This window comes from Cupriavidus malaysiensis (assembly GCF_001854325.1).
GTDB classification, from domain to species: Bacteria; Pseudomonadota; Gammaproteobacteria; order Burkholderiales; family Burkholderiaceae; genus Cupriavidus; species Cupriavidus malaysiensis.
This window is the reverse complement of record NZ_CP017754.1, coordinates 999582-1020636: the sequence shown is the minus strand read 5'-3', so window position 1 is coordinate 1020636 and position 21055 is coordinate 999582. Positions and strand designations below refer to the sequence as shown.

The 21055-nt window shown below is 70.8% G+C and carries 20 protein-coding genes; 12 read left to right on the top strand and 8 right to left on the bottom strand.

What is annotated here, in order from left to right; all coding sequences use genetic code 11:
* Positions 1-244 precede the first annotated feature (244 nt).
* Both BKK80_RS04480 and BKK80_RS04475 read right to left on the bottom strand, forming a co-directional pair.
* The gene (locus tag BKK80_RS04480) at positions 245-511 is read right to left on the bottom strand and encodes a hypothetical protein (RefSeq protein WP_231908026.1); all 267 of its coding nucleotides are present in this window, start codon (positions 509-511) and stop codon (positions 245-247) included.
* A gap of 249 nt (positions 512-760) precedes the next feature.
* The gene (locus tag BKK80_RS04475; RefSeq protein ID WP_071011127.1) at positions 761-1357 is read right to left on the bottom strand and encodes a ParB-like protein; all 597 of its coding nucleotides are present in this window, start codon (positions 1355-1357) and stop codon (positions 761-763) included.
* A 236-nt stretch (positions 1358-1593) separates the two neighbouring features.
* Here BKK80_RS04475 and BKK80_RS04470 point away from each other — a divergent pair, with 236 nt between their 5' ends.
* Positions 1594-2046 carry a PA2169 family four-helix-bundle protein gene (locus BKK80_RS04470; protein WP_071011125.1) on the top strand — a complete coding sequence of 151 codons (453 nt, stop codon included), beginning with the start codon at positions 1594-1596 and terminating at the stop codon, positions 2044-2046.
* A 58-nt stretch (positions 2047-2104) separates the two neighbouring features.
* Here the strand turns inward: BKK80_RS04470 and BKK80_RS04465 are convergent, their stop codons facing one another.
* Together BKK80_RS04465 and BKK80_RS04460 are read right to left on the bottom strand one after the other, a co-directional pair.
* Positions 2105-3424 (bottom strand): cyanate transporter, encoded by a 1320-nt coding sequence (locus tag BKK80_RS04465; protein ID WP_084545470.1) that lies wholly within the window; start codon positions 3422-3424, stop codon positions 2105-2107.
* Positions 3372-3830, bottom strand: coding sequence for a nucleoside deaminase (locus BKK80_RS04460; RefSeq protein WP_071011122.1), 459 nt, complete (start codon positions 3828-3830; stop codon positions 3372-3374). Before BKK80_RS04460 ends, BKK80_RS04465 begins: the two co-directional genes overlap by 53 nt.
* A 163-nt stretch (positions 3831-3993) precedes the next feature.
* Here BKK80_RS04460 and BKK80_RS04455 point away from each other — a divergent pair, with 163 nt between their 5' ends.
* Positions 3994-4848 (top strand): LysR substrate-binding domain-containing protein, encoded by an 855-nt coding sequence (locus BKK80_RS04455; RefSeq protein WP_071037492.1) that lies wholly within the window; start codon positions 3994-3996, stop codon positions 4846-4848.
* 28 nt (positions 4849-4876) lie between these two features.
* Here BKK80_RS04455 and BKK80_RS04450 read toward each other — a convergent pair whose 3' ends face one another.
* Positions 4877-5851: an NAD(P)H-dependent flavin oxidoreductase gene (locus BKK80_RS04450; RefSeq protein WP_071011119.1), complete on the bottom strand. Its 975-nt coding sequence runs from the start codon at positions 5849-5851 to the stop codon at positions 4877-4879.
* Positions 5852-6211: 360 nt separating this feature from the next.
* Here BKK80_RS04450 and BKK80_RS04445 point away from each other — a divergent pair, with 360 nt between their 5' ends.
* The 6 genes from BKK80_RS04445 (at position 6212) to BKK80_RS04420 (ending at position 14968) form a co-directional block, all read left to right on the top strand.
* Positions 6212-7897: an MBL fold metallo-hydrolase gene (locus BKK80_RS04445; protein ID WP_071011118.1), complete on the top strand. Its 1686-nt coding sequence runs from the start codon at positions 6212-6214 to the stop codon at positions 7895-7897.
* Positions 7898-7990: 93 nt separating this feature from the next.
* The gene (locus BKK80_RS04440) at positions 7991-8941 is read left to right on the top strand and encodes a LysR family transcriptional regulator (protein WP_071011116.1); all 951 of its coding nucleotides are present in this window, start codon (positions 7991-7993) and stop codon (positions 8939-8941) included.
* A gap of 416 nt (positions 8942-9357) precedes the next feature.
* A complete protein-coding gene (locus BKK80_RS04435; protein WP_071011114.1) occupies positions 9358-11157 on the top strand; it encodes a flavin-containing monooxygenase in 1800 nt (599 codons plus the stop codon).
* Positions 11154-11945 carry an SDR family oxidoreductase gene (locus tag BKK80_RS04430; RefSeq protein ID WP_071011113.1) on the top strand — a complete coding sequence of 264 codons (792 nt, stop codon included), beginning with the start codon at positions 11154-11156 and terminating at the stop codon, positions 11943-11945. The genes BKK80_RS04435 and BKK80_RS04430 overlap by 4 nt, the downstream gene beginning before the upstream one ends.
* Positions 11942-13363, top strand: a complete 1422-nt coding sequence (locus tag BKK80_RS04425) for an MFS transporter (RefSeq protein WP_084545469.1) — start codon at positions 11942-11944, stop codon at positions 13361-13363. Before BKK80_RS04430 ends, BKK80_RS04425 begins: the two co-directional genes overlap by 4 nt.
* Before the next feature lie 114 nt (positions 13364-13477).
* Positions 13478-14968, top strand: coding sequence for an MFS transporter (locus tag BKK80_RS04420; RefSeq protein WP_083384197.1), 1491 nt, complete (start codon positions 13478-13480; stop codon positions 14966-14968).
* Positions 14969-14994: 26 nt separating this feature from the next.
* On the opposite strand, the gene BKK80_RS04415 is transcribed toward BKK80_RS04420, so the two are convergent.
* Positions 14995-16335: an LLM class flavin-dependent oxidoreductase gene (locus BKK80_RS04415; RefSeq protein WP_071011112.1), complete on the bottom strand. Its 1341-nt coding sequence runs from the start codon at positions 16333-16335 to the stop codon at positions 14995-14997.
* A gap of 432 nt (positions 16336-16767) precedes the next feature.
* On the opposite strand from BKK80_RS04415, the gene BKK80_RS04410 reads away from it, so the two are divergent.
* From BKK80_RS04410 to BKK80_RS36215, 4 genes are read left to right on the top strand one after another with little or no spacing between them, the layout of a single operon-like run.
* Entirely contained in the window at positions 16768-17586 is an 819-nt protein-coding gene (locus BKK80_RS04410) for a MetQ/NlpA family ABC transporter substrate-binding protein (RefSeq protein WP_071011111.1), read from the top strand.
* 51 nt (positions 17587-17637) lie between these two features.
* Positions 17638-18555 (top strand): methionine ABC transporter ATP-binding protein, encoded by a 918-nt coding sequence (locus BKK80_RS04405; RefSeq protein WP_269466352.1) that lies wholly within the window; start codon positions 17638-17640, stop codon positions 18553-18555.
* Positions 18536-19192, top strand: a complete 657-nt coding sequence (locus BKK80_RS04400) for a methionine ABC transporter permease (RefSeq protein WP_071011110.1) — start codon at positions 18536-18538, stop codon at positions 19190-19192. Before BKK80_RS04405 ends, BKK80_RS04400 begins: the two co-directional genes overlap by 20 nt.
* Before the next feature lie 59 nt (positions 19193-19251).
* The gene (locus tag BKK80_RS36215; RefSeq protein WP_157903153.1) at positions 19252-19407 is read left to right on the top strand and encodes a hypothetical protein; all 156 of its coding nucleotides are present in this window, start codon (positions 19252-19254) and stop codon (positions 19405-19407) included.
* 186 nt (positions 19408-19593) lie between these two features.
* Here BKK80_RS36215 and BKK80_RS04390 read toward each other — a convergent pair whose 3' ends face one another.
* Both BKK80_RS04390 and BKK80_RS04385 read right to left on the bottom strand, forming a co-directional pair.
* On the bottom strand, positions 19594-20223 hold the full coding sequence (locus tag BKK80_RS04390; RefSeq protein WP_071011106.1) for a response regulator transcription factor: 630 nt from the start codon (positions 20221-20223) through the stop codon (positions 19594-19596).
* 327 nt (positions 20224-20550) lie between these two features.
* Entirely contained in the window at positions 20551-21003 is a 453-nt protein-coding gene (locus BKK80_RS04385; RefSeq protein WP_071011105.1) for a carboxymuconolactone decarboxylase family protein, read from the bottom strand.
* Positions 21004-21055 lie beyond the last annotated feature (52 nt).

Genomic DNA, 21055 nt, shown 5'->3' with positions numbered 1-21055 from the left:
GCGGGCGGCCTGTGTGGCCCGGGCGGCCTCGTCCCTGCCATGGATTGGGTGGCGCCAAGCATACCATCCGGCACTGCCGCCCCCTCTATCGCCTCACACGCCGCCTCACACGCCGCCTCCCATGCCATCAAGCAGCCCTGAGCCGGATACAAAAAGAGGGGCCGCAGCCCCTCTTCCCTTCTCCCATCCGCGTGGTCCGGTCCGCGCGCCCGGCGTCCGGCACCGGCCGGCGGACCGCGGCGCGTCACTTGCCGATCTGGCGGCTCACGGCATTTTCCTGCTGGTTGAGCGCGCGCTGGTCGGCGCGCGTGATGTGGCCGCCGTCGTGGCTGGCCATCACACGCTCTTCCTGGCGGATCTGATGATCTTCCCGATGCAGCCTGGCGGCCTGCGCGTGCGAGATCTCGCCCTCCCGCACTTCCTTGTGGATGCGCTGGTTCTGGTTGGCCAGCCGCTGGTTCACCTCTTCGCGGCGCGGATGGTTCTTGTCCCATTGGCTCTCGCTTGCCATGGCGCCGCCTGCCAGGCCGGCGGCGAGCAGGGCGAAAGTCAGGCCACCAATCAGTTTGCGCGTTTGCATGAAGCACTCCCGGTTTGTCGATGCCGGGCGCGGATCGCCCGGCATGCCCCAACTAACGTGGGCCGGAAATGCCCCGCTGACAGCCACGCGGGTTCGCTTTGTAACTGTCTATGTACTCTGTAACAAGCCCGCCGCCGCGAGGCCAGCCGCGGCGACCTGCGGCAGGTCCGGGCAGATTGCCTAGCGTGTCTTGCACCCCGGCAGTCCGGAGGCCAGGCTGCCCTTGGCCAGGGCGATCCCTGCCTGCACCGCCCGCTGGAAATCCGTGCTGACGTCCTCCACCGGGATGGCGCGCCGGAAAAAGTCCGCCCAGACGAACTCCGCGAATGCCGTCGGCGTCTTCTCGTAGCCGCCGGCGTCGCGCACATAACCCGCCAGGGAGCGGTAGGGATCGTCGACCAGCTTGCTGAGGTGAGACGGGATCTGCGCGTAGTAGTGGCGCACACCGTTCTGGTCGAGCGGATGGACCCAGAGGTTCTTGTTCATCTCGGCCCAGAATGCATCGATCGCATGGTCGGACAGGTCCGCCTCCACCGTGAAAAAGCCGCTGGTGACGCCCGCTTCGAGCGCGGCGCGTCCCAGATGGTGGTGATCGGTGATGAACAGCTTGCCGGCAGGGCCTACCACGGCCGGGATCGGATGGGCCTGCATGAAGGCCTTCTGCTCCGCCGCGCTCAAGGCAGCGAGATGCTTCTTCTTGTCATGCACCTCGATCATGCCGACGGTGATCTGTGTCGGATGCAGATCATGGATCAAGGCTTCGCGGAGCTTTGCCATCTTGCTTCTCCTTGCTTGCTGGCGCATTTCGGTAGCACCGGCCCGAACGCCCGCTGCGGGCGGCAGCCGAGGCCCCTGGCGCACCGCCCCTCTCGATATGCCCCCGCCGCGAACGCCGGCCCGCTGCCTATACTGGTGCTGACGATGGCGCGCGAGCCAGCGCCGCCGCGCCGGCATCGCCCCGGCGCCGGGTGCGCAGCGCATCGCGTCATCCGGTGACAGCAAAGGAGACTGCCATGGATCAAGCGCAAGGCCAACTGGTTTCCACTCTGAACCACCTGATCGAGGTCGGCAAGGATGGTGAGCTCAATTGCAGCGCGGGCGCGCGCGAAGTGAAGGATGCGGAGATCCGCGCCGTCCTGAGCGGGACCGCCGAGTCCTGCCGCACCTCGGTCAGCGAACTGCAGGCGCTGGTGACTTCACTCGGCGCCGCGCCGCGTGATCGCGGCACCATGGGCGGCACGATGCTGCGCAGCTGGATGGAAATCCTTCATGTGATCGCGCCGAACAACGACGACGTGGTGCTGCAGCAATGCGAACGCGGCGAGGCCGCCGCCCGCCGCGAATACCGCTCCGCGCTGAAGCTCGATATGCCGGAGGCGATCCGCAACGTGGTGCAGCGCCAGTACGAAGGCATGCAGCGACACCATGAGCGCATCCACGCGATGCGGGGCATGCAGGTGCATTAACCCACTGCGTCATTCGAAAGGCCCCGCCGCTCGGGTGCGCTTTCTCCGACGCAATGGACTAGCCCCGAGGCTGGTCCGCCACGCGGGGGCCGTTGCCCGCTCGCCCCGGTTCGCCGGGGGGATGCCAGGCACGCCCCGGCGGTGACAGCGCCACGCCATAGCCGCGCGGCGCCAGCCGTGCGACCAGCAGGGACACCACGGCGACACAGCCGAGGTGGGCGAGCCAGCCTGCGGTAAAGCCGCCGCTTGCGTCACGCAGGGCGGCGCAGACCCAGGGCGCCGTGGCGGCGATCAGGAAGCCGCCGCCCTGCATCAGCGCGCTCAGTTCGCCAGCCTGCTCCGCGTCGGGCAGGTGATCGAGCGCCACGATCAAGCACAAGGCGAAGCAACCACCCAGCCCCGCACCGGAGATGGCGGCCCAGGCACGCGGCGCCAGGTCCGGCCATGCGGCGAAGGCGGCGAAGCCTGCCGCCTGCAGCGCCAGGGTCAGCCACAGCCAGGGCCGGCGGTCGCGCCAGCGCGCCGTCAGCGCGGGCAGCAACAGCGCCGCGCCGGCCTGGGCCAACGCCATCAGTGCGAGCAGCCCACCGCTGTGCGTACCGCTCCAGCCACGCGACTGGTAGAAGGCCGGCAACCACGCCACCAGGGAAGCATAGCCGCCGTTGACCAGGCCGAAGCAGGCCATCAGCAGCCAGGTGCGCGGGCGCTGCAGCAAGCGGGCACCCGCCGGTGCCGGCCCCGGACGTGCCGGCGCCGGCCTGGGCAGCGCACGCCACGCGAACAGCAGCGCCAGCCAGGCAGGCGCTGCCCAGGCGGCCAGCGCGCCGCGCCAGTTGCCGGACCACTGCGCCAGCAACGGCGTCAACTGGGCACCGAGCGCACCGCCCCCCATCAGCGCGGCCGAATACAAACCCATCACGGCAGCGACCTGCCCCGCCGAACGCTGCTTGATCAGCCCGGGGAACACCGCCTGGATGACGGCCACGCCGGCGCCGCACACCGCCGTGGCGGCAATCAGCGCGCCCCCCTGCGGCCAGGCGGCGCGCAGTGCCGAGCCCAGCCCCAGCAAGGCAAGGGCGCCCAACACCGCGTGGCGCGCCGGCACGGCGCGCCACAGCAGCGGCGACAGCAGGGCACCCACCCCCATCAGCCACATCGGCAGCAGCGTGAGCCAGGCCATGCCGCGGAAAGTCAGGCCGGTGCCGTCGTGGATCTGCTCGGCGAGCGGCCCCACGCCGGTCAGGAACGGCCGCAGGTTCATGCCGACCAGCACCACCAGCGCGAGCCAGGCGGCGCGCGACCCGGGCCGCGCGCGTACTGCCCGCTCAGGCACGGCCGGCCCGTGCGCCGTACACGGCCATCGCGCTGACGCCCACATCGAGCTTGGTCAGCGCCAGCGGCGGCGGCACCAGCGGCAGGCGCAGCTTCTGGTAGGCGGCTTCGCTGGACAGGCCGAAGGGCGCGGCATCGGGATTGTCGAAGGCGTAGTAGACCGCTTCCACGCCCGCCATGACCAGCGCCGCCAGGCACATCGGGCAAGGATGGCCGCTGGCGTAGACCACGCTGCCGGACAGGTCGGGGGTTGCCAGGCGGCGGCTGGCGGCGCGCAGGGCCTCCATCTCGGCATGCGTGGTCGGATCATGGCTGTGCACGATGCCGTTCACGCCGGTGGCGACGATCTCGCCGTGCCTGGCCAGCACCGCGCCGAACGGACGGCCGCCGCGCGCGCGATTGTCCTGGGCAAGGCGTACGGCCTCGCGCAGCAGGTCTGGATGGGTGGACATGGAAACTCCCCGCGGAAATGAGATGAGACGGCCGGGCGTGACAGCGGCTTGGCGACGGCTTGGCGGCAGCCGGCCCGGTCGTGGCAGGCCATTCTAGGAAGCGCCTTGCTGATTGGGAAATTAAATGATGAAATGCCGATCAGTGGCTTTTCAAATACCAGCGATGCTCGATCCCGTACTGCTGCGCAGCTTCGTGGCGGTTGCCGACACCGGCAGCTTCACGCGTGCCGCGGACAGCGTCCACTTGACGCAATCCACCGTCAGCCAGCAGGTGCGCCGGCTGGAGACCCAGTTCGGCTGCGAACTGCTGCACCGCGGCGGGCGCTATGTGACGGCCACGCCCGAGGGCGAGCACCTGCTCGGCTATGCGCGCCGCATCCTGCAACTGATGGACGAGGCCGTGGCCCAGCTGGCGCAAGGCGATGCGCAGGGGGAGATCCGGCTGGGCGTGCCCGAGGATTTCGTCGCCCATGCCTTGACGCCCGCGCTGGCGGCCTTCGCCGATGCGCACCCCGGCGTGCGCCTGGAAGTGACCAGCGGACTGAGCCACGAGCTGTGGCAGCGCTTCCAGCGCAGCGAGCTGGACCTGGTGCTGATCAAGCAGCGCGTGGGCAGCGCGCCGGGCCTGGCCAGCTGGGCCGAACCGCTGTGCTGGCTCGACAGCCGCGAGCGCCCCGCGCGCGGGCGCGACCCGCTGCCCCTGGTGGCCTTCCCGCTGGGCGGGCTCTACCGCGGCGAAATGACCCACCTGCTCGATGCCGCCGGCCGCCGCTGGCGCATCGCCTATGCCAGCGCCAGCCTCGCCGGCATCCGCGCGGCCGTCGCGGACGGGCTGGGTATCACCATGCTGCCGCGCCGGCTGGCCGCCGACGGGCACCGCATCCTGGAGGCGGCGGACGGCTTCGCGCCGGCGCCGGCGCTGGAGCTGAGCCTGCACGTGCAGGCCGAGACCGCCGCCCATACGCGCGACCTGGCCGCGCGGCTGGTGGCGGTATGCGATGCGGCGATGCGGGCCTGAGCCTGAGCCTGCGCCCTAGCCCGTCGCCTCAGCCCAGCATGCCCTCCAGGCGCTCACGGATGATGCGGTGCGCGCCGTCCATGATGCCGTCGATCAGCGCCTGCACCGTCGGCACATCGTCGATCAGGCCGGCCACCATGCCGCAGCTCCACGCCCCGGCGTCCAGCTCGCCTTCCGCCATCACCTTCGGATAGACCCCGGCCACCTGGTCGTAGATGTCGGCGATCTGCAGCGCCTCGCCCTTCTCGCGCTCGATCTCCAGCAGGCGGTCGACGCCGGCATTGCGCAGCACCCGTTCGGTATTGCGCAGCCGGCGCATGATCAGCCGCGTATCGAGCTCGCTCGCCTGCACGATGGCCTGCTTGACCTTCTCGTGCACCGGCGCCTCCTGCGTGGCGATGAAGCGCGTGCCCATATTGATGCCATCGGCGCCGAGCGCCAGCGCCGCCACCAGGCTGCGCGCATCGGCCATGCCGCCCGAGGCGACGAAGGGGATGCTGAGTTCGTCGGCGGCGCGCGGCAGCAGGATCATGTTCGGCACGTCGTCCTCGCCGGGATGGCCGCCGCATTCGAAGCCATCGACGCTGACTGCATCGCAGCCGATCTGCTGCGCCTTCAGCGCATGCCGCACCGAGGTGCATTTGTGGATCACCTTGATGCCGGCCGCCTTCAGTGCCGGCATATAGGCCTCGGGGCTGCGCCCGGCGGTTTCGACGATGCGCACGCCACCTTCGACGATGGCCGCGATGTACTCGGCGTACGGTGGCGCCGAAAAGGTCGGCAGGAAGGTCAGGTTGACACCGATCGGCCGGTCGGTCATGTCGCGGCAGCGCGCGATCTCGCGCGCCAGCAGTTCGGGGGTCTTCTGCGTGAGGCCGGTGATGATGCCCAGGCCGCCGGCGGCCGAGACCGCCGCCGCCAGCTCGGCGAAGCCCACATAGTGCATGCCACCCTGGATGATCGGGTGCCGGATGCCGAACAGTTCGGTGATGCGCGTCTTCATCGTGTTGTCTCCTCGGTTGGATGCGAAGGCGGTAGCGCCCGCGCTATCGTACCGGCTGCGGGCGTTCGGGGCACTGGATGCCTGACTCTAGTCCACTGAATCACTGAAGTCGGTCGGTGCCTGCCATGGCATGCGGGCTCATCGCGTCGTTGCCGATGCTCGCCATAGCCGGGCTATGGCTGCGCTTGGCGCCTAGCGCTGATTCCCGCATGCCATGTCTTTCACCTCCCATTTCAATACATTCTGTCTAGGCGTGAATCGGTGGCCCCCGCGGGCGCGCGCAGGGCAACCCGACTACACTATGGGCTGGCCGCGCCGCCCCGGCGGCGCGGCCCGACCCCAGGAGACAATCCGCCTATCATGACAAGCACAGACAAGAGCGGCAGCCAGACCACCCCCCACTCCCTGCGCAGCGCGGCCAGCGTGCTGGTGCTGCGCGACAGTCCCGCCGGCCCCGAGGTATTGATGGTGCGCCGCGCCGAACGCGACAACGACCGCAGCAGCGGTGCCTATGTCTTCCCCGGCGGCACGCTGGACGCGCAGGACCGCGACCTGCACGCCCACGCCGCCGGCCTCGACGACAGCAGCGCCAGCCAGCGCCTCGGCCTGGCCGCGGGCGGACTGGACTTCTATCTCGCCGCGGTGCGCGAATGCTTCGAAGAGGCCGGACTGCTGTTCGCCTACGGCACCGGTCCCGAGCCGCTCGTGCCCGACCAGCTTCTCCCCGACCAGCTCGCGCTGCTGCGCGCCGCCGCACGCCGCGGCGGCCCCGGCCTGGCCCAGGCCTGCGCGCAGATCGGCCTGAGGCTGGCGGTCGATCGCCTGGCCTACCACAGCTACTGGCTGACGCCGCCAGGCTTGCCCAAGCGCTTCGATACCCGCTTCTTCGTCGCCATCGCTCCGCCCGGACAGGTTGCGCTGCACGACGGCGACGAGGTGGTCGAGCACTGCTGGATCCGGCCCTCCGAAGCAATCCATCCGGACCATGGCCTCAAGCTCGTCAATGCCACGCGCCGCAACCTGGCGGCGATCGCGCACTTCGAGAGCGCGCAGGCCTGCTTCGACTTTTCCGCGCAGCGGCGCGACATCGCCTGCATCATGCCGCGCATCGGCCTCGGCGCCGGCGGCCCGCGCCCGGTCATGCCGGACGAGGCCTGCTACGCCGAGATCGGGCGCATCGACCCGCACGGCAGCGCGCAAGCGCGCTATGAGCTGGAAGCCGGCGCGCCGGTGCGGCTGTCGGAGCGCGTCTGGCGCGTGACCGCCGGCAATGGCAGCGTGATGACCGGCCCCGGCACCAATACCTACCTGGTAGGCGATGCCGCGAGCGATGCCTGGGCCGTGATCGACCCCGGCCCGGACGACGACAAGCATGTGCAGGCCGTGCTGGCCGCGGCGCCGGGCCCGATCCGCTGGATCCTCGCCACCCATACCCACCTCGACCACTCGCCCGCGACGCCGAAGCTGCAGGCCGCCACCGGCGCCACCGTGCTGGGCCGCGCGGCGCCGCCGGGCGCCCGGCAGGATGCCGGCTTCGCCCCGGCACGCGAGCTGCAGCATGGCGAGCGCCTCGCGCTGGGCGAAGGCTGCACGCTGCGCGTGGTACATACGCCCGGGCACGCGTCCAATCACCTGTGCTACCTGCTCGAGGAAGAGAAGACGCTGTTCACCGGCGATCACGTGATGCAGGGCTCGACCGTCGTCATCAATCCGCCCGACGGCGACATGCAGGCCTACCTCGACTCGCTGCGCGCCCTGCTGCAGGAGGACCTGGAATGGCTGGCGCCAGGCCACGGCTTCCTGATCCCGCGCCCCGCCGACGCCATCCGCGTGCTGGTGCGCCACCGCCTGCAGCGCGAGGCCAAGGTCGTCAACGCGCTGGCCGAACTGGGCGCGGCCGAGCTCGGCGCCCTGCTGGCGCGCGTCTACGACGACGTGCCGCCGCGCATGCATCCGGTGGCGCAGCGCTCCTTGCTGGCACACCTGTTCAAGCTCGCCGCCGAGGGGCGTGCGCGCGAGACGGACGGCCGCTGGCAGGCGGCCTGAGACCGGTCGGGCGCGCAGGGCGGACACGACAGGCGCCGGCGCCACCGGCGCGTCCTCCTTCATGCATCGCGCGCATCAGCAAGCGGAATCGACATGGACCTGCGACAACTCCGGCATTTCCAGGCGCTCTACCGCCTGCGCAGCTTCGCCCGCGCGGCCGACGAGATGGCGATGAGCCAGCCGGCGCTCAGCCGCAGCATCCAGAACCTGGAACGCGCGCTCGACTGCCGCCTGTTCGACCGCACCACGCACACGGTCACGCCGACCGAGGCGGCGCGCCGGCTGATCCACCAGGCCGAGACCGTGATCGCGGCCGCCGCCGCGCTCAAGGAGGATGCCGCGGGCTTGAAGGCGTCCAGCCAGGGCACCGTGCGCGTCGGCTGCGGCGCCTATCCGCTGCAGCCCCTGCTGACCGAGACCGTCACGGCCTTCGCGCACAGCCATCCGCTGGTGCACCTCACGCTGACCAGCGGCGATACCACGCCGCTGCTGCAGCGCCTGCTCGACCGCGAGCTCGACCTGGTGGTATGTGATCGCCGCCGCTTCGACGCCTCGCGCTTCGCCGAGGACATCCTGATGCTGGCGCTGCCCACCGAGCCGCTGGCGGTGGTCTTCTCGGCCGAGCATGAGATCGCCGCCATGCAGGGCGAGGCGATCGACTTCTCCGCCTATCCCTGGGCGCTGCCCCGGGTACCGGCCGGCGGCGAGCCTGACTTCACCCCGGCCAGCGTGGCCATGCGCGCCGGCGGCGCCTTCCCGCAGTTCCAGCTGCAGTCCACCGCGGCCTGCCTCGACCTCGCGCGCAGCGGCACCGCGCTCACGCTGGTGCCGCTGTCACTGGCACGGCGCGCCGCCGCCGACGGCCGCCTGCGCTACCTCACGGCCGACCGCCACCTCAGCACCAACGACGGCGTGCACCTGCTCAAGGGACGCAGCCAGACCCCCATCATGCGCGCCTTCGTCAAGGAACTGCGCAGCACCGCGCGGCGCCTCGCGCAGCAGCCAGCCAGGGATGCCGGCTGGCCGGTGACGGGCGGCGCCTGAGCCCGCACACGGGCGCCCCGCCCTTGCTGCATTGCACGCGCGGCACGGCGCCAGCCCTGCCTACTCGCGCCAGCGCGGGGATATGCGAGCGCAGCATGCAGGCGCGCTATTTTCTGATGCGCGATATGCATGACGAAAAGCGCGGCGGCGCACCTAGAATGGGTCGCTGGAGTGCGCCCCCATGACAAGCGAACACGCCCCCCATCCCGCGTCCTTGCGCGCCGCATGCCCGGCCCAACCGGCCGGGCGCCCCGGGCCCCGGCCACCATGCGGCCGGTCATCGCACTCCGCCGATGCCTGAAGCACGGCGCCCCGCCGGCGGCCCGCACCACTTGACGGCCGCGGCCGCAAGACGACAATACGGCCCCCGCCTGCCGGCCCACCAGACCCCGCACCTGCCACGGAGAGACGAGACAATGCAAGCCAACGACCCGCGCTGGGACTTCGACCCGGCCGCGCTGAAGGAAAAGTACCGGCAGGAACGCGAGCGCCGCCTGCGCGCGGACGGCAATGCGCAGTATGTCGAGATCGCGGGCGAACTGTCCCGCTTCGCGGCGGATCCGCACGCCGACCCGGCCTTGCGCCGTGCACCGCAGTCCGACACCTTCGATGCGATCGTGATCGGCGGCGGCTTCGGCGGGCTGCTGGCCGCCGCGCGCCTGCGCGAAGCCGGCTTCGCGCGCATCCGCATCATCGAGAAGGGCGCCGATTTCGGCGGCACCTGGTACTGGAACCGCTATCCCGGCGCGGCCTGCGACATCGAGTCCTATGTGTACCTGCCGCTGCTGGAAGAAGTCGGCACCATGCCCACGGAGAAGTACGCCAAGGCGCCGGAGATCCTCGCGCACACCCAGGCCATCGGCCGGCATTTCGACCTGTACCGCGACGCGCTGTTCCAGACCGAGGCGACCTCGCTGCGCTGGGACGAAGCCGGCGCGCGCTGGCAGGTCGGCACCGACCGCGGCGACCGCCTGCAGGCGCGCTTCCTGGTACTGACCACGGGCCCGCTGAACAAGCCCAAGCTGCCCGGCATCCCGGGCCTGGAGCACTTCGCCGGGCATAGCTTCCACACCAGCCGCTGGGACTACGCCTACACCGGCGGCGATCATCGCGGCGGCATGGCCGGGCTGGCCGGCAAGCGCGTCGGCATCATCGGCACCGGCGCCACCGCCGTGCAGTGCGCTCCGCACGTGGCCGAGGCGGCCGGGCACCTCTACGTGTTCCAGCGCACCCCCTCGTCGATCGACGTGCGCAACAACCAGCCCACCGATCCGGCCTGGGCCGCCAGCCTGGGGCCGGGCTGGCAGCAGCAGCGCATGGACAACTTCAACAACCTGGTCTGCGGGATCCCGCAGGCCGAGGACCTGGTCAACGACGGCTGGACCGACATCATGCGGCTGGTGCGGCCGGACCGCAGCGTCGCCGATCCGGTCCAGGCGATGCAGATGGCGGACTACGCCAAGATGGAGCAGATCCGCGCCCGTGTCGACCACGTCGTGCGCGACCCGGCCACGGCGGCGGCGCTCAAGCCCTGGTATCGCCAGTTCTGCAAGCGCCCCTGCTTCCACGACGGCTATCTCGACATGTTCAACCGCGCCAACGTCACGCTGGTCGACACGGCGGGCCGCGGCGTGGAGCGCATCACGCCGGCCGGCGCGGTGGTGGACGGCCGCGAGTATCCGCTGGACTGCCTGATCTTCGCCACCGGCTTCGAGGTCGGCACCGGCTTCGAGCGGCGCGCCGGCTTCGAACTGCATGGGCGCGGCGGCCTGTCGCTGTCCGACAAGTGGGCCGAGGGCGCCTCCACGCTGCACGGGCTGCTGACGCGCGACTTCCCTAACTGCTTCATCGTCAGCGTGACGCAGTCGGGGCAATCGCCCAACTTCCCGCACATGCTCAACGAGCAGGCCCATCACATCGCCTATGTCGCCGCGCGCTGCGTGGCCGAGGGCGCCGACACCGTCGAGCCGAGCGCCGCGAGCGAGGCCGCGTGGACCGCCACCATCGTGTCCGCCGGCACGCGCCGCGCCGCCTACCAGGCCGAGTGCACGCCCGGCTACTACAACGCCGAAGGCAAGCTGTCGGCGCGCGAGATCCGCAACGGCCCCTACGGGCCGGGCGCCGCCGCCTTCATCGACATCCTGCAGGCCTGGCGCGCCAGCGGGGACTGCGCCGGCCTGGAGTTCGGCCGCGTGAGCGAGGAGGTGCGCGCATGAGCACCCGCCGCGCCATCTTCATCACCGGGGCCGCCTCCGGCATGGGCCGCGAGACGGCCCGCCTGTTCGCCGCGCGCGGCTGGTTCGTCGGCGCCTACGACATCGATGCGGCCGGGCTCGACTCCCTGGCGAACGAACTGGGCCCCGATGCCGGCCTGTTCGCGCCGCTCGACGTGAGCGACCGCGCCGCCTATCTCGCCGCCATCGAGCGCTTCGGTGCCGCCAGCGGCGGACGCATGGACCTGCTCTTCAACAATGCCGGCATCGGCGCCGGCGGCTACTTCGACGAGCAGCCGTGGGAGACCATCGAGCGTATCGTCAGCGTCAACCTGCTGGGCGTGCTCGGCGGCATCCACGCCGCCATGCCCTTGCTGAAGGCCACGCCGAACGCGCTGTGCTTCAGCACCTCGTCGGCCTCGGCGATCTTCGGCGCCGCCGGCATTGCCGTCTATTCGGCCACCAAGCATGCGGTCAAGGGCTTCACCGAGGCCCTCTCGGTCGAACTGTCGCGCCATGGCATCCGTGCCGCCGACGTGCTGCCGGGGCTGATCGACACGCCCATCCTGCCCGAACGCGTGCGGGCGGGAGCGGCGACGGAAGGCATGTGGCGGCTGCTGCCGCCGGTCGCCGTGGCCGAGGCCGTGTGGGCCGCCTATCACGAGGACAAGCTGCACTGGTACGTGCCGCCCGAGCTGGCGGCATTCGACGTGCAGGTCACCGCCGAACCCGAGCGCGCGCGCGACGAACGCAAGCGCCTGCTGGCCGAACGCAAAGGATTCGCACCATGAGCGCCACACCCATGACCACCACGGCGGTCCCCGGCGACCGCCTCGACCTGGGCGCGGTGTCCTGGTCGCTGTTCGAGGCCGGACGCAATCCCTTCGTCATGCTGGTGACCATCTATGTGTTCATGCCCTACTTCTCCACCGTGATGGTGGGCGATCCGGTCAAGGGGCAGGCGCTGGTGGCCACCTACGGCCAATGGGCCGGCTGGATCATCGCGCTGACCGCCCCGCTGCTGGGCGCCTCGATCGACCGCATCGGGCCGCGCAAGCCGCTGCTGCTGGTGTCGACGCTGGTGATGGCGGTGCTGATGATGTCCCTGTGGTGGGCCCGCCCCGACCTGACCGGCCTGGGCATCGGTGGCGTGGTGGTGGCAGCCACCTTGATCAACGTGCTGTTCGGCTACACCGAGGTGCTGCACAACGCCATGCTGGCGCAGGCAGCCGGCCCCCGGCTCGCGCACAAGGCTTCCGGCCTGGGACTGGCGCTGTCGAACGCCGTCTCCGTGCTGGTGCTGGTGTTCGTGCTGTGGGCCTTCGCCCTGCCCGGCAAGGTGCCCTGGGGCTGGATCCCGGCGCAGCCTCTGTTCGGCATGGATCCCGCCGCGCACGAACCCGAGCGCATCGTCGGCCCCATCGCCGGCGTGCTGTGCGTGCTGGGTGCCCTGCCCATGTTCCTCTTCACCCCGGATGCCGCGCGCACGGGCAACGGCATCGCGCGTTCCCTGCGCGAGGGACTGCGCACGCTGCTGGGCATGGTGGGCAAGCTGCGCGGCCACCGCGACATGACCGCCTTCCTGCTGGCGCGCATGCTGTACGTCGACGCGATGACCGCCGTGCTGCTGTTCTCCGGCGTCTATGCCGCCGGCGTGATGAAGTGGCATACGCTGACCATGCTGAGCTACGGCGTGCTGCTGAGCGTGTTCGCGGCGCTCGGCGGCATCCTCGGCAGCCGCCTGGACGCCGCGCTGGGGCCCAAGGTCGCGGTACGCATCGAGGTCCTGATGACGCTGGTGGGCCTGGTCTGCGTGATCGGCATGGCACCCGAGCGCATCCTCTACTTCTGGCACTACGACGCCGCCACCGCGGCGCCGCTGTGGAACGGGCCCTTCTTCCGCACCTGGCCGGACCTGCTCTACCTGCTGATCGGCTTCTCCAACGCGGCCTTCATCACGGCATCCTACTCGTCCAGCCGCACCCTGCTGCTGCGGCTGTCGCCGCCGGGGGAAAGCGGGGCCTTCTTCGGCATCTTCGCGCTGTCGGGTACCGCCACCATGTGGCTGGGCTCCTTCCTCGTGCACTACGCCACCGCGACCTTCCACTCGCAGCAGGCCGGCATGGGGGCCATCGTGGTCCTGATGAGCTGCGGATGGATCGGCATGTGCTTCGTGCGCGGCGGCGGGCGGCTGGCGCCGCATGGTTGACGCGGCATCCGGCATGGCGATCCGGGCGGGGAGGCGGCACACGGGCCGATGATGGTGTAAGTTGTCCTGGTGGCGAGCGCGCTGCGCGCGCGGCCCCAAGAACCCGCCGACGCCATGCCCGATGCCCCGACCCCACGCCAGACCGGCACCGCCGCAGGCAGCCGGCACGGCAAGCTCGATCACGACATCCCCGCCCGGCTGGACCGGCTGCCCTGGTCGCGCTGGCATTGGCAGGTATGCGGTGCGCTCGGCATCGCCTGGGTGCTGGACGGACTGGAAGTCACGCTGGCCGGCTCGCTCGGCGCCGTGCTGCAGCGGCCGGATACCCTGTCGCTCAGCGCTGCCCAGGTGGGGCTGGCCGGCACGCTCTATGTTGCCGGCGCGATCGGCGGGGCCCTGGTGTTCGGCCGGCTCGCCGACAATCTTGGCCGCAAGCGCCTGCTCCTGCTCACGCTGCTGGTCTACCTGCTGGCCACGCTTGCCACTGCCACCGCCCCCGGCTTCGCCTACTTCGCAGGCTGCCGCTTCTGCACCGGGCTGGGCATCGGTGGCGAATATGCAGCCATCAATTCCGCCATCGATGAACTGATCCCCGCGCGCGTGCGCGGACGTGTCAACCTGGCCATCAACGGGACGTTCTGGCTGGGTGCCGCGCTCGGCGCCGGGCTCAGCCTGTTCCTGCTGGATCCCCGCGTGCTGGGCCCCGCGCGCGGGTGGCGCGCCTGCTTCGGCCTGGGCGCGGCGCTGGCCGTGGCCATCCTGCTGGTGCGCCGCCACGTGCCGGAAAGTCCGCGCTGGCTGGCCATGCACGGACGCCTCCACGAAGCCGACGCGACCCTGCGCAAGATCGAGCAGAGCATTGCCGCACGCGCTGCCGCAGCCCCGGCGCGGCCGGCGCCGGCAGAGCGTCCCGCGGCCCGCCGCACGCCGCCCACACTGGGCGACGTGGCCTGGCTGCTGATGCGACGCTACCGCATGCGCAGCGCCGTGACCTTGTCGCTGATGGTGTCGCAGGCCTTCCTCTACAACGCCGTCTTCTTCACCTATGCCATGGTGCTGGTGCGCTTCTACGGCGTGCCGGATGCCCGCGCGGCCCTCTACATCTTCCCCTTCGCGCTCGGCAACGCCGCCGGCCCCCTGCTGCTCGGCCCCGCCTTCGACCGGATCGGGCGCCGCCGCATGGTCTCCTGCACCTATGTCATGTCCGGCGTCGGGCTGGCCTTGACCGGCTGGGCCTTCCTGGCCGGCTGGCTCGATGCGCGCACCCAGGCGCTGTGCTGGGCGGCCGTGTTCTTCCTCGCATCGGCGGCGGCCAGTTCCGCCTACCTGACCGCCAGCGAGATCTTCCCGCTGGAGATCCGCGCACTGGCCATTTCCCTGTTCTACGCCGTCGGTACGGGCGCGGGCGGCCTGGTCGCGCCGGTGCTGTTCGGCCTGCTGATCCAGAGCGGCAGCCGCGCCGCCGTGGCGGGTGGCTACGCCATCGGCGCGACGCTGGTGGTGGCGGCAGGACTGTTCGCCCTGCGGCATGGCATCGATGCCGAACGGCGGCCGCTCGAGGAAGTGGCACCGCCGCTGGGCGGCGGGCCGGTACGGCGGCCCTAGGCGGCACTGGGCGGCACTGGGCGGCGCTAGGCGGCGGCGCGATGCGGTGCCCCCCTGCCGGGCGGGCGCGCCAGCCCGAAATGCTCGCGCAGGGTGTGGCCCGCGTATTCGCTGCGGAACAGGCCGCGGCGCTGCAGGATCGGCACCACCCCGTCGACGAAGTCCTGCAGGCCGTCCGGCAGCGCATCGGGCATCAGGTTGAAGCCGTCGGCGGCACCGTGGCGGAACCAGTGGGCGATGTCGTCGGCGATCTGCTCCGGCGTGCCGACGATGACACGATGGCCGCCGCCTCCGGCCAGTTCGCGGATCAGCTGGCGCACGGTCAGGCCGCGCCCGCGCGCCAGCGTGGCACGGAAAAAGGTGTGATTGCCGTTGCCGCCCGCCGGCAGGGGCAGGTCGTCAGGCAGGCCCTGGTCCAGCTTGAGCCGCTCCGGCGCGATGCCGAGCGTGCCGGCCAGCCGCGTCAGGCTGTAGTCCCAGGGAATGCCATCGACCAGCTCGTCGCGGCGCCGCCGCGCCTGCGCCTCGGTCGCGCCGATGATGGTGGTCAACCCCGGCAGCACGCGTACGGCCTCGGGGCCGCGTCCCAGCGCCTGCGCGCGCGCCTTCAGCCCGCGCGCGTAGTCGAGCGCCTCCTCGAACGACTGCGAGGCCGAGAACACCGCCTCGGCATGGCGCGCGGCCAGCTCACGCCCGTCGGCCGAACCGCCGGCCTGCACCAGCACCGGATACCCCTGCGGCGAACGCGGCAGGTTGAGCGGCCCGTGCACGGCGAAGTGCTCGCCGCGGTGCTCCACCGGATGCACCTTGCCGGCATCGACGAAGCGGCCGCCGGCCTTGTCGCCGAGGAAGGCATCGTCCTCCCAGCTATCCCAGAGCGCCTTGACCACGGTGGTGAACTCGTCGGCGCGCGCGTAGCGCTGCGCGTGGTCGGGCACGCTGTCGCGGCCGAAATTGCGTGCCGACGGCAGGTCGGCGGTGGTGACCACGTTCCAGCCGGCGCGCCCGCCGCTGACATGGTCCAGCGTGGCGAAGCGGCGCGCGATGTTGTAGGGCTCGTTGTAGCTGGTCGAGGCCGTGCCGATCAGGCCGATGCGGGTCGTGGCGGCGGCGATGGCGGCCAGCAGCACGGTCGGCTCGAGCGCGGTGATCGGCCGGAAATGGATCTGGTCGATGATGGCCGCGCTGTCGGCCAGGAAGACCGCGTCGAGCTTGCCGGCCTCTGCGATGCGGGCCACGCGCACATAGTGCTGCACGTCGGTGAAGGCCGCCGGATCGCTGTCCGGCAGGCGCCAGGCCGAAGGCACGAAGCCCGAGTGGAGGATATTGACGTTCAGGTGCAGTTGTCGCGGCGGCGTGGTGCTCATTGGCAGGTTCCCGGTAGCGTAGGACCGGCACCGGGCGGACCAGCCGCATCCGGCGCCATCGGCTTGCGGCGGCGCGGACGGCCCGCGGACGGATGGGTCCGGAGCGCGCTGCGTCCGCCGTATCGCGCCATCACCTTAGGGCACCGCTCCAGCGACGCCAACGAAGCAATCCGCGCATGGATATGCAGGGCGGCCCGGTATGGCCGCCTGTATGGCCGCCTATATGGCCGCCCGTATTGCCACCCGCCTCCCGGCGGTTCCGGCATCGCCACAGGCGCGCCCTCGCACCGCGCGCCGCTTCGCCGCGCTCGCCGCATTTGCAAGTGCGCATTCCTTCTTGGACCGCCACCGCGTGCCTGCCTAGACTGGGTCTCCCGGCTTGGTGCCGGCCGACTTCCACCGCAAACCCTCCCAGTCCAGGTGAACCCGCCCATGAAACGACGCTCGCTTCTTTCCGCGCTGCTGGCCGGCGCTACGATCTTCTCCCTCGCGCTCGGCGGCGCGCCGGCGGCCGCTGCCGACAAGGTGATCAAGGTAGGCGTGCGCGGCGGCGTCGACGAAGAGATCTGGGAAGTGGTTACCAAGGTGGCACAGAAGCAGGGCCTGAACGTCCAGCCCATCGTCATCACCGGCACCGCCAGTCCCAACGAAGCGCTCAACAACGGCGACCTCGATGCCAATTCCTTCCAGCACATTCCATTCCTGCGCGACCAGATCAAGCAGCGCGGCTACAAGCTGGTCACCGTGGGCAACACGCTGATCTCGCCGATCGCCTTCTATTCGCGCAAGTTCAAATCCCTCGAGGCACTGCCGGCAGGGGCGCGCATCGGCATCCCCAACGATCCGAGCAACCAGACGCGCGCGCTGGTGATCCTGCGCGATCACGGCCTGATCAAGCTGCGCGAGGGCTTCGACCCCTTCACCGGCACCGCCACGCTGGCCGACGTGACCGCCAACCCGCGCAAGCTGGAACTGGTGGAGAGCGCCTCGGTGGTGCTGGCGCGCTCGCTGCCCGACGTGGACGCCGCGGCCATCGTCAATACCTTCGCCTACCAGGCCGGCCTGATCGCCACGCGCGACGGCATCGCGGTGGAACGGAAGGAACACAACCCCTACGTCAACGTCATCGCGGTGCGCGAGCAGGACCGCAATGCACCCTGGGTGGCGCCGCTGGTCAAGGCCTACCAGTCGGAGGAGGTGCGGCGCTTCATCCTGTCGAAGTACCAGGGATCGGTGATCCCGGCATTCTGAGCGCGCAGCGCCCCCCGCCCCGCCACCGGCCCCCGAGCAAGGAGAGCCATCGTGACCTTCGCCCCTTCCCCGCCCCCGCCGGATTCCGCGCCGGCCCACATCGTCTTCGAACACCTGGGCAAGACCTATGCCGGCGCGCCGGCGGCCGCGCTCGACGACGTCTCGTTCCAGGTCGCGCGCGGTGAGATCTTCGGCATCATCGGCCGCAGCGGCGCCGGCAAGTCCACGCTGCTGCGCACGGTCAATATGCTGGAGCGTCCCAGCCGCGGCCACGTGCGGATAGACGGCGCCGACATCGGCCGGCTCGACGAGGACGGCCTGGTGGCGCTGCGGCGCCGCGTCGGCATGATCTTCCAGCACTTCAACCTGCTGTCGGCCAAGACCGTGTTCGAGAACGTGGCGCTGCCGCTGCGCGTGGCCGGCGTGCCACGGTTGGACATCGCACCGCGCGTGATGGCGCTGCTCGACCTGGTCGGGCTCGCCGGCAAGGCACAGGCCTATCCCGCCATGCTCTCGGGTGGACAGAAGCAGCGCGTCGGCATCGCCCGCGCGCTGGTGCACCAGCCCGAGATCCTGCTGTGCGACGAAGCCACCTCGGCGCTCGACCCGGAGACCACCGAGCAGATCCTCGCGCTGCTGCGCGACATCAACCAGCGCTTCGGCCTGACCGTGGTGCTGATCACGCACGATATGTCGGTGATCCGCCAGGCCTGCGATCGCGTGCTGGTGCTCGACCACGGCCGCGTGGTGGAACAGGGTGCCGTGCGCCAGGTCTTCCTGGCGCCGCGTGCCGACGCCACGCTGGCGCTGCTGCGGCCGCTGCGCGCGCTGCACCAGGCACTGCCGCCGGCCGCCAACGAACCGGACCCGGGCGCCGCGCGCGGCGCCATGGATGAGGCGAGCGGCCACGCGGCCGGCGCACACGCCCTTTACCAGGAGATTCCGCGCCATGTTTCCGCCGCTGGCTGACAAGTACCTGCGCGCCCTGGGCGAGACGCTGCTGATGTCCGGCAGCGCCTGTGCCGTGGTGTTCGTCTGCGGCATGGCGCTGGCCATCGTGCTGACGCTGTCCGCGCCGGGCGGGCTGTGGCCGCGCCCGCGCCTGCACCGCGTACTGTCGGTGCTGGTCAATGTGTTCCGCTCGATCCCCTTCATCATCCTGCTGGTGGCAATGCTGCCGCTCACGCGCCTGATCGTCGGCACCACCATGGGTACCTGGGCCGCCGTGGTGCCGCTGAGCGCGCACCTGATCCCCTTCTTCGCGCGCGTCGCGCAGGTGGGCCTCAACGAGGTCGATCCCGGCCTGGTCGAGGCCGCGCGCGCGATGGGCTGCCGCCGCTGGCACATCGTGCGGCACGTGCTGCTGCCCGAGGCCATGCCGGCCCTGGTCGGCGGCGCCACCGTCACCGTGATCGCCATGATCGGCTCCTCGGCGATGGCGGGCGCGGTCGGCGCCGGCGGCCTCGGCGACCTTGCCATCCGCTACGGCTACGAGCGCTACGAGACCGCTGTGATGTTCAACGTGATCGCCATCCTGGTGGTGCTGGTGACGCTGGTGCAGTTCGGCGGCGAACGGCTGGCGCGGCGCTTCGACCACCGGCGCTGAGCAACTTCCGGCGCCCGCGCGCATCCGCCCAGGCCCAGTCCGGCGAGGATCTGCCGGGTATGCTGGCCCAGGCGCGGCGCGCAGTCGCCGCGGTTGCGCATCTTGGTCAGGAAGACGTCGGCACCGGCCACCGCGCGGCCGATCACCTCGGCGGCGTCGGGCGGCTCGATCGTGATCACGTCGGCGCCGCATTCGGCCAGCATCGGCGCCGATGACGCCGCCGGGGGCTTGTTATCGACCACCGCGGCCTGTCCCGTCCCGGCCTGCACGGTACGCGAGCTGGCGCGATATGACGCAGCCGGCCGCGCGCAGCGTCCCGGCCGAACCGGTGCCGGCACTGCGCGCGCGGGAAGCCGCCGGGGACTGAGGCGTTGCGCGCCGCCCCGCCCCTGCGCGCGCTGTCAGCGCAGCAGGTTGTGATGGCGCGCGAAGTCGGCCAGCTCGATCAGCGAAGCGATGTGCAGCTTCTCCATGATATTGACCTTGTGCGTGCTGACCGTCTTGCTGCTGATCAGCAGCTCCCGGGCGATGTCCTTGTTGGAATAGCCGCGCGCCAGGTATTGCAGCACCGTGACCTCGCGCTCGGTCAGCAGCGTCAGGGCGTCGCGCCCGGTGGCATAGCCCTGGTGGCGGGCCGCCCCGAGCGCGTGCAGCGGAAACACCGAGTAACCGGCCAGCAGGCTGCGTACGGCGCTGATCAGTTCGCCCAGGCTCTGGCGCTTGGCCACGAAGCCGTGCGCGCCCGCCCGCATGGAGCGGGAACAGGACAGGTCCTCGTCCTGACCGGACAGGACCAGCATGCGCACTTCGGGATGGGCCGCACCGACGCGCTCGATCAGGTCGATGCCCGACATGCGGGGAATGCCGAGATCGACGATAAGCAAGGGGGGCAGGTGTTGGCGCACCAGCTCGAACGCCTCGTCGCCATTGTCGCTCTCCAGGATCTCGTGGAACCCGAGTTCGCGCTCCAGACGCGCGCTGACCGCGAGTCGGATGGCGGGATGATCGTCGACGATGAGCGCGTCGGCCATGGCGGAACGTCCTGGCGGCTGGACCGGGGGAGATGCGCCTGCTTGCCCGCGCGCCGCACTGGCGGGCTTCCGGCCGGGGGCGATGGGTGGGCCGGGCGGCGATCCGCCTTTCCTCATCAGGGCTGAGAAATAGGCTGGAACAAGCATAGGACGCAGGCAGGGTCCGCCACCTGAGTAGCTCCCTCAATGTATTGGCCGTTATTCCGAAACGCAACGAGAATATTCTCAATCAGCCCGATGCCACTGAGGATGCGGGGCGCCTCCGCAGCACGCCGCGCCGGGCACGAGCGCCACACTGCGGCCAGGCGCCTGGCGGGTGCCCGCCGGCTACGCCGCCCCGGAGGCTCCGCCCTGCTCATGCGCGGCGGCCTCGAGCACCTCGGTCAACCTACGGCTGGCGTCGAGGGCGGCAGGGAAGCCGCAGTAGACCGCGCTGTGCACCATCAACTCGCGCAGTTCCTCGGGCGTCACGCCATTGGCGAGCGCACCGCGCAGATGCCCGGCCAGTTCCTGCGGACGATTCAACGCGACCAGCATCGAGACGGTGGCGAGGCTGCGCTGCTTGCGGTCCAGCGCGGGCCGGGTCCAGACCGTGCCCCAGGCGAATTCGGTCACCAATTGCTGCAGGCTGGTGTCGCCTTGCGCCTGGGCGGCATCCAGCGCGCGCTGGACGTGGGCTGGGCCGAGCACTTCGGTGCGCACGCGCAAGCCGTCCTGGAATGCAGGCGTGGGGGCGTAGCCGTCCGGCGCGGTGGTGGTCGATGGGGACAGGGTGCTCATGCTGGCATGCCTCGCGTAGGGGAAAGGGACCGGGATGCCGCAAGCATAGCCG

What these genes read in the sequence shown, in the direction of transcription:
- BKK80_RS04420 (WP_083384197.1), top strand. Translation starts at nt 13,478, where the DNA reads ATGCCCGATGCCCCGACCCCACGCCAGACCGGCACCGCCGCAGGCAGC.
- BKK80_RS04455 (WP_071037492.1), top strand. Translation starts at nt 3,994, where the DNA reads ATGCTCGATCCCGTACTGCTGCGCAGCTTCGTGGCGGTTGCCGACACC.
- BKK80_RS04435 (WP_071011114.1), top strand. Translation starts at nt 9,358, where the DNA reads ATGCAAGCCAACGACCCGCGCTGGGACTTCGACCCGGCCGCGCTGAAG.
- BKK80_RS04385 (WP_071011105.1), bottom strand. Translation starts at nt 21,003, where the DNA reads ATGAGCACCCTGTCCCCATCGACCACCACCGCGCCGGACGGCTACGCC.
- BKK80_RS04410 (WP_071011111.1), top strand. Translation starts at nt 16,768, where the DNA reads ATGAAACGACGCTCGCTTCTTTCCGCGCTGCTGGCCGGCGCTACGATC.
- BKK80_RS04445 (WP_071011118.1), top strand. Translation starts at nt 6,212, where the DNA reads ATGACAAGCACAGACAAGAGCGGCAGCCAGACCACCCCCCACTCCCTG.
- BKK80_RS04465 (WP_084545470.1), bottom strand. Translation starts at nt 3,424, where the DNA reads ATGTGGGCGTCAGCGCGATGGCCGTGTACGGCGCACGGGCCGGCCGTG.
- BKK80_RS04425 (WP_084545469.1), top strand. Translation starts at nt 11,942, where the DNA reads ATGAGCGCCACACCCATGACCACCACGGCGGTCCCCGGCGACCGCCTC.
- BKK80_RS04475 (WP_071011127.1), bottom strand. Translation starts at nt 1,357, where the DNA reads ATGGCAAAGCTCCGCGAAGCCTTGATCCATGATCTGCATCCGACACAG.
- BKK80_RS04415 (WP_071011112.1), bottom strand. Translation starts at nt 16,335, where the DNA reads ATGAGCACCACGCCGCCGCGACAACTGCACCTGAACGTCAATATCCTC.
- BKK80_RS04440 (WP_071011116.1), top strand. Translation starts at nt 7,991, where the DNA reads ATGGACCTGCGACAACTCCGGCATTTCCAGGCGCTCTACCGCCTGCGC.
- BKK80_RS04460 (WP_071011122.1), bottom strand. Translation starts at nt 3,830, where the DNA reads ATGTCCACCCATCCAGACCTGCTGCGCGAGGCCGTACGCCTTGCCCAG.
- BKK80_RS04470 (WP_071011125.1), top strand. Translation starts at nt 1,594, where the DNA reads ATGGATCAAGCGCAAGGCCAACTGGTTTCCACTCTGAACCACCTGATC.
- BKK80_RS04430 (WP_071011113.1), top strand. Translation starts at nt 11,154, where the DNA reads ATGAGCACCCGCCGCGCCATCTTCATCACCGGGGCCGCCTCCGGCATG.
- BKK80_RS04390 (WP_071011106.1), bottom strand. Translation starts at nt 20,223, where the DNA reads ATGGCCGACGCGCTCATCGTCGACGATCATCCCGCCATCCGACTCGCG.
- BKK80_RS04450 (WP_071011119.1), bottom strand. Translation starts at nt 5,851, where the DNA reads ATGAAGACGCGCATCACCGAACTGTTCGGCATCCGGCACCCGATCATC.
- BKK80_RS04400 (WP_071011110.1), top strand. Translation starts at nt 18,536, where the DNA reads ATGTTTCCGCCGCTGGCTGACAAGTACCTGCGCGCCCTGGGCGAGACG.
- BKK80_RS04480 (WP_231908026.1), bottom strand. Translation starts at nt 511, where the DNA reads ATGGCAAGCGAGAGCCAATGGGACAAGAACCATCCGCGCCGCGAAGAG.
- BKK80_RS36215 (WP_157903153.1), top strand. Translation starts at nt 19,252, where the DNA reads ATGCTGGCCCAGGCGCGGCGCGCAGTCGCCGCGGTTGCGCATCTTGGT.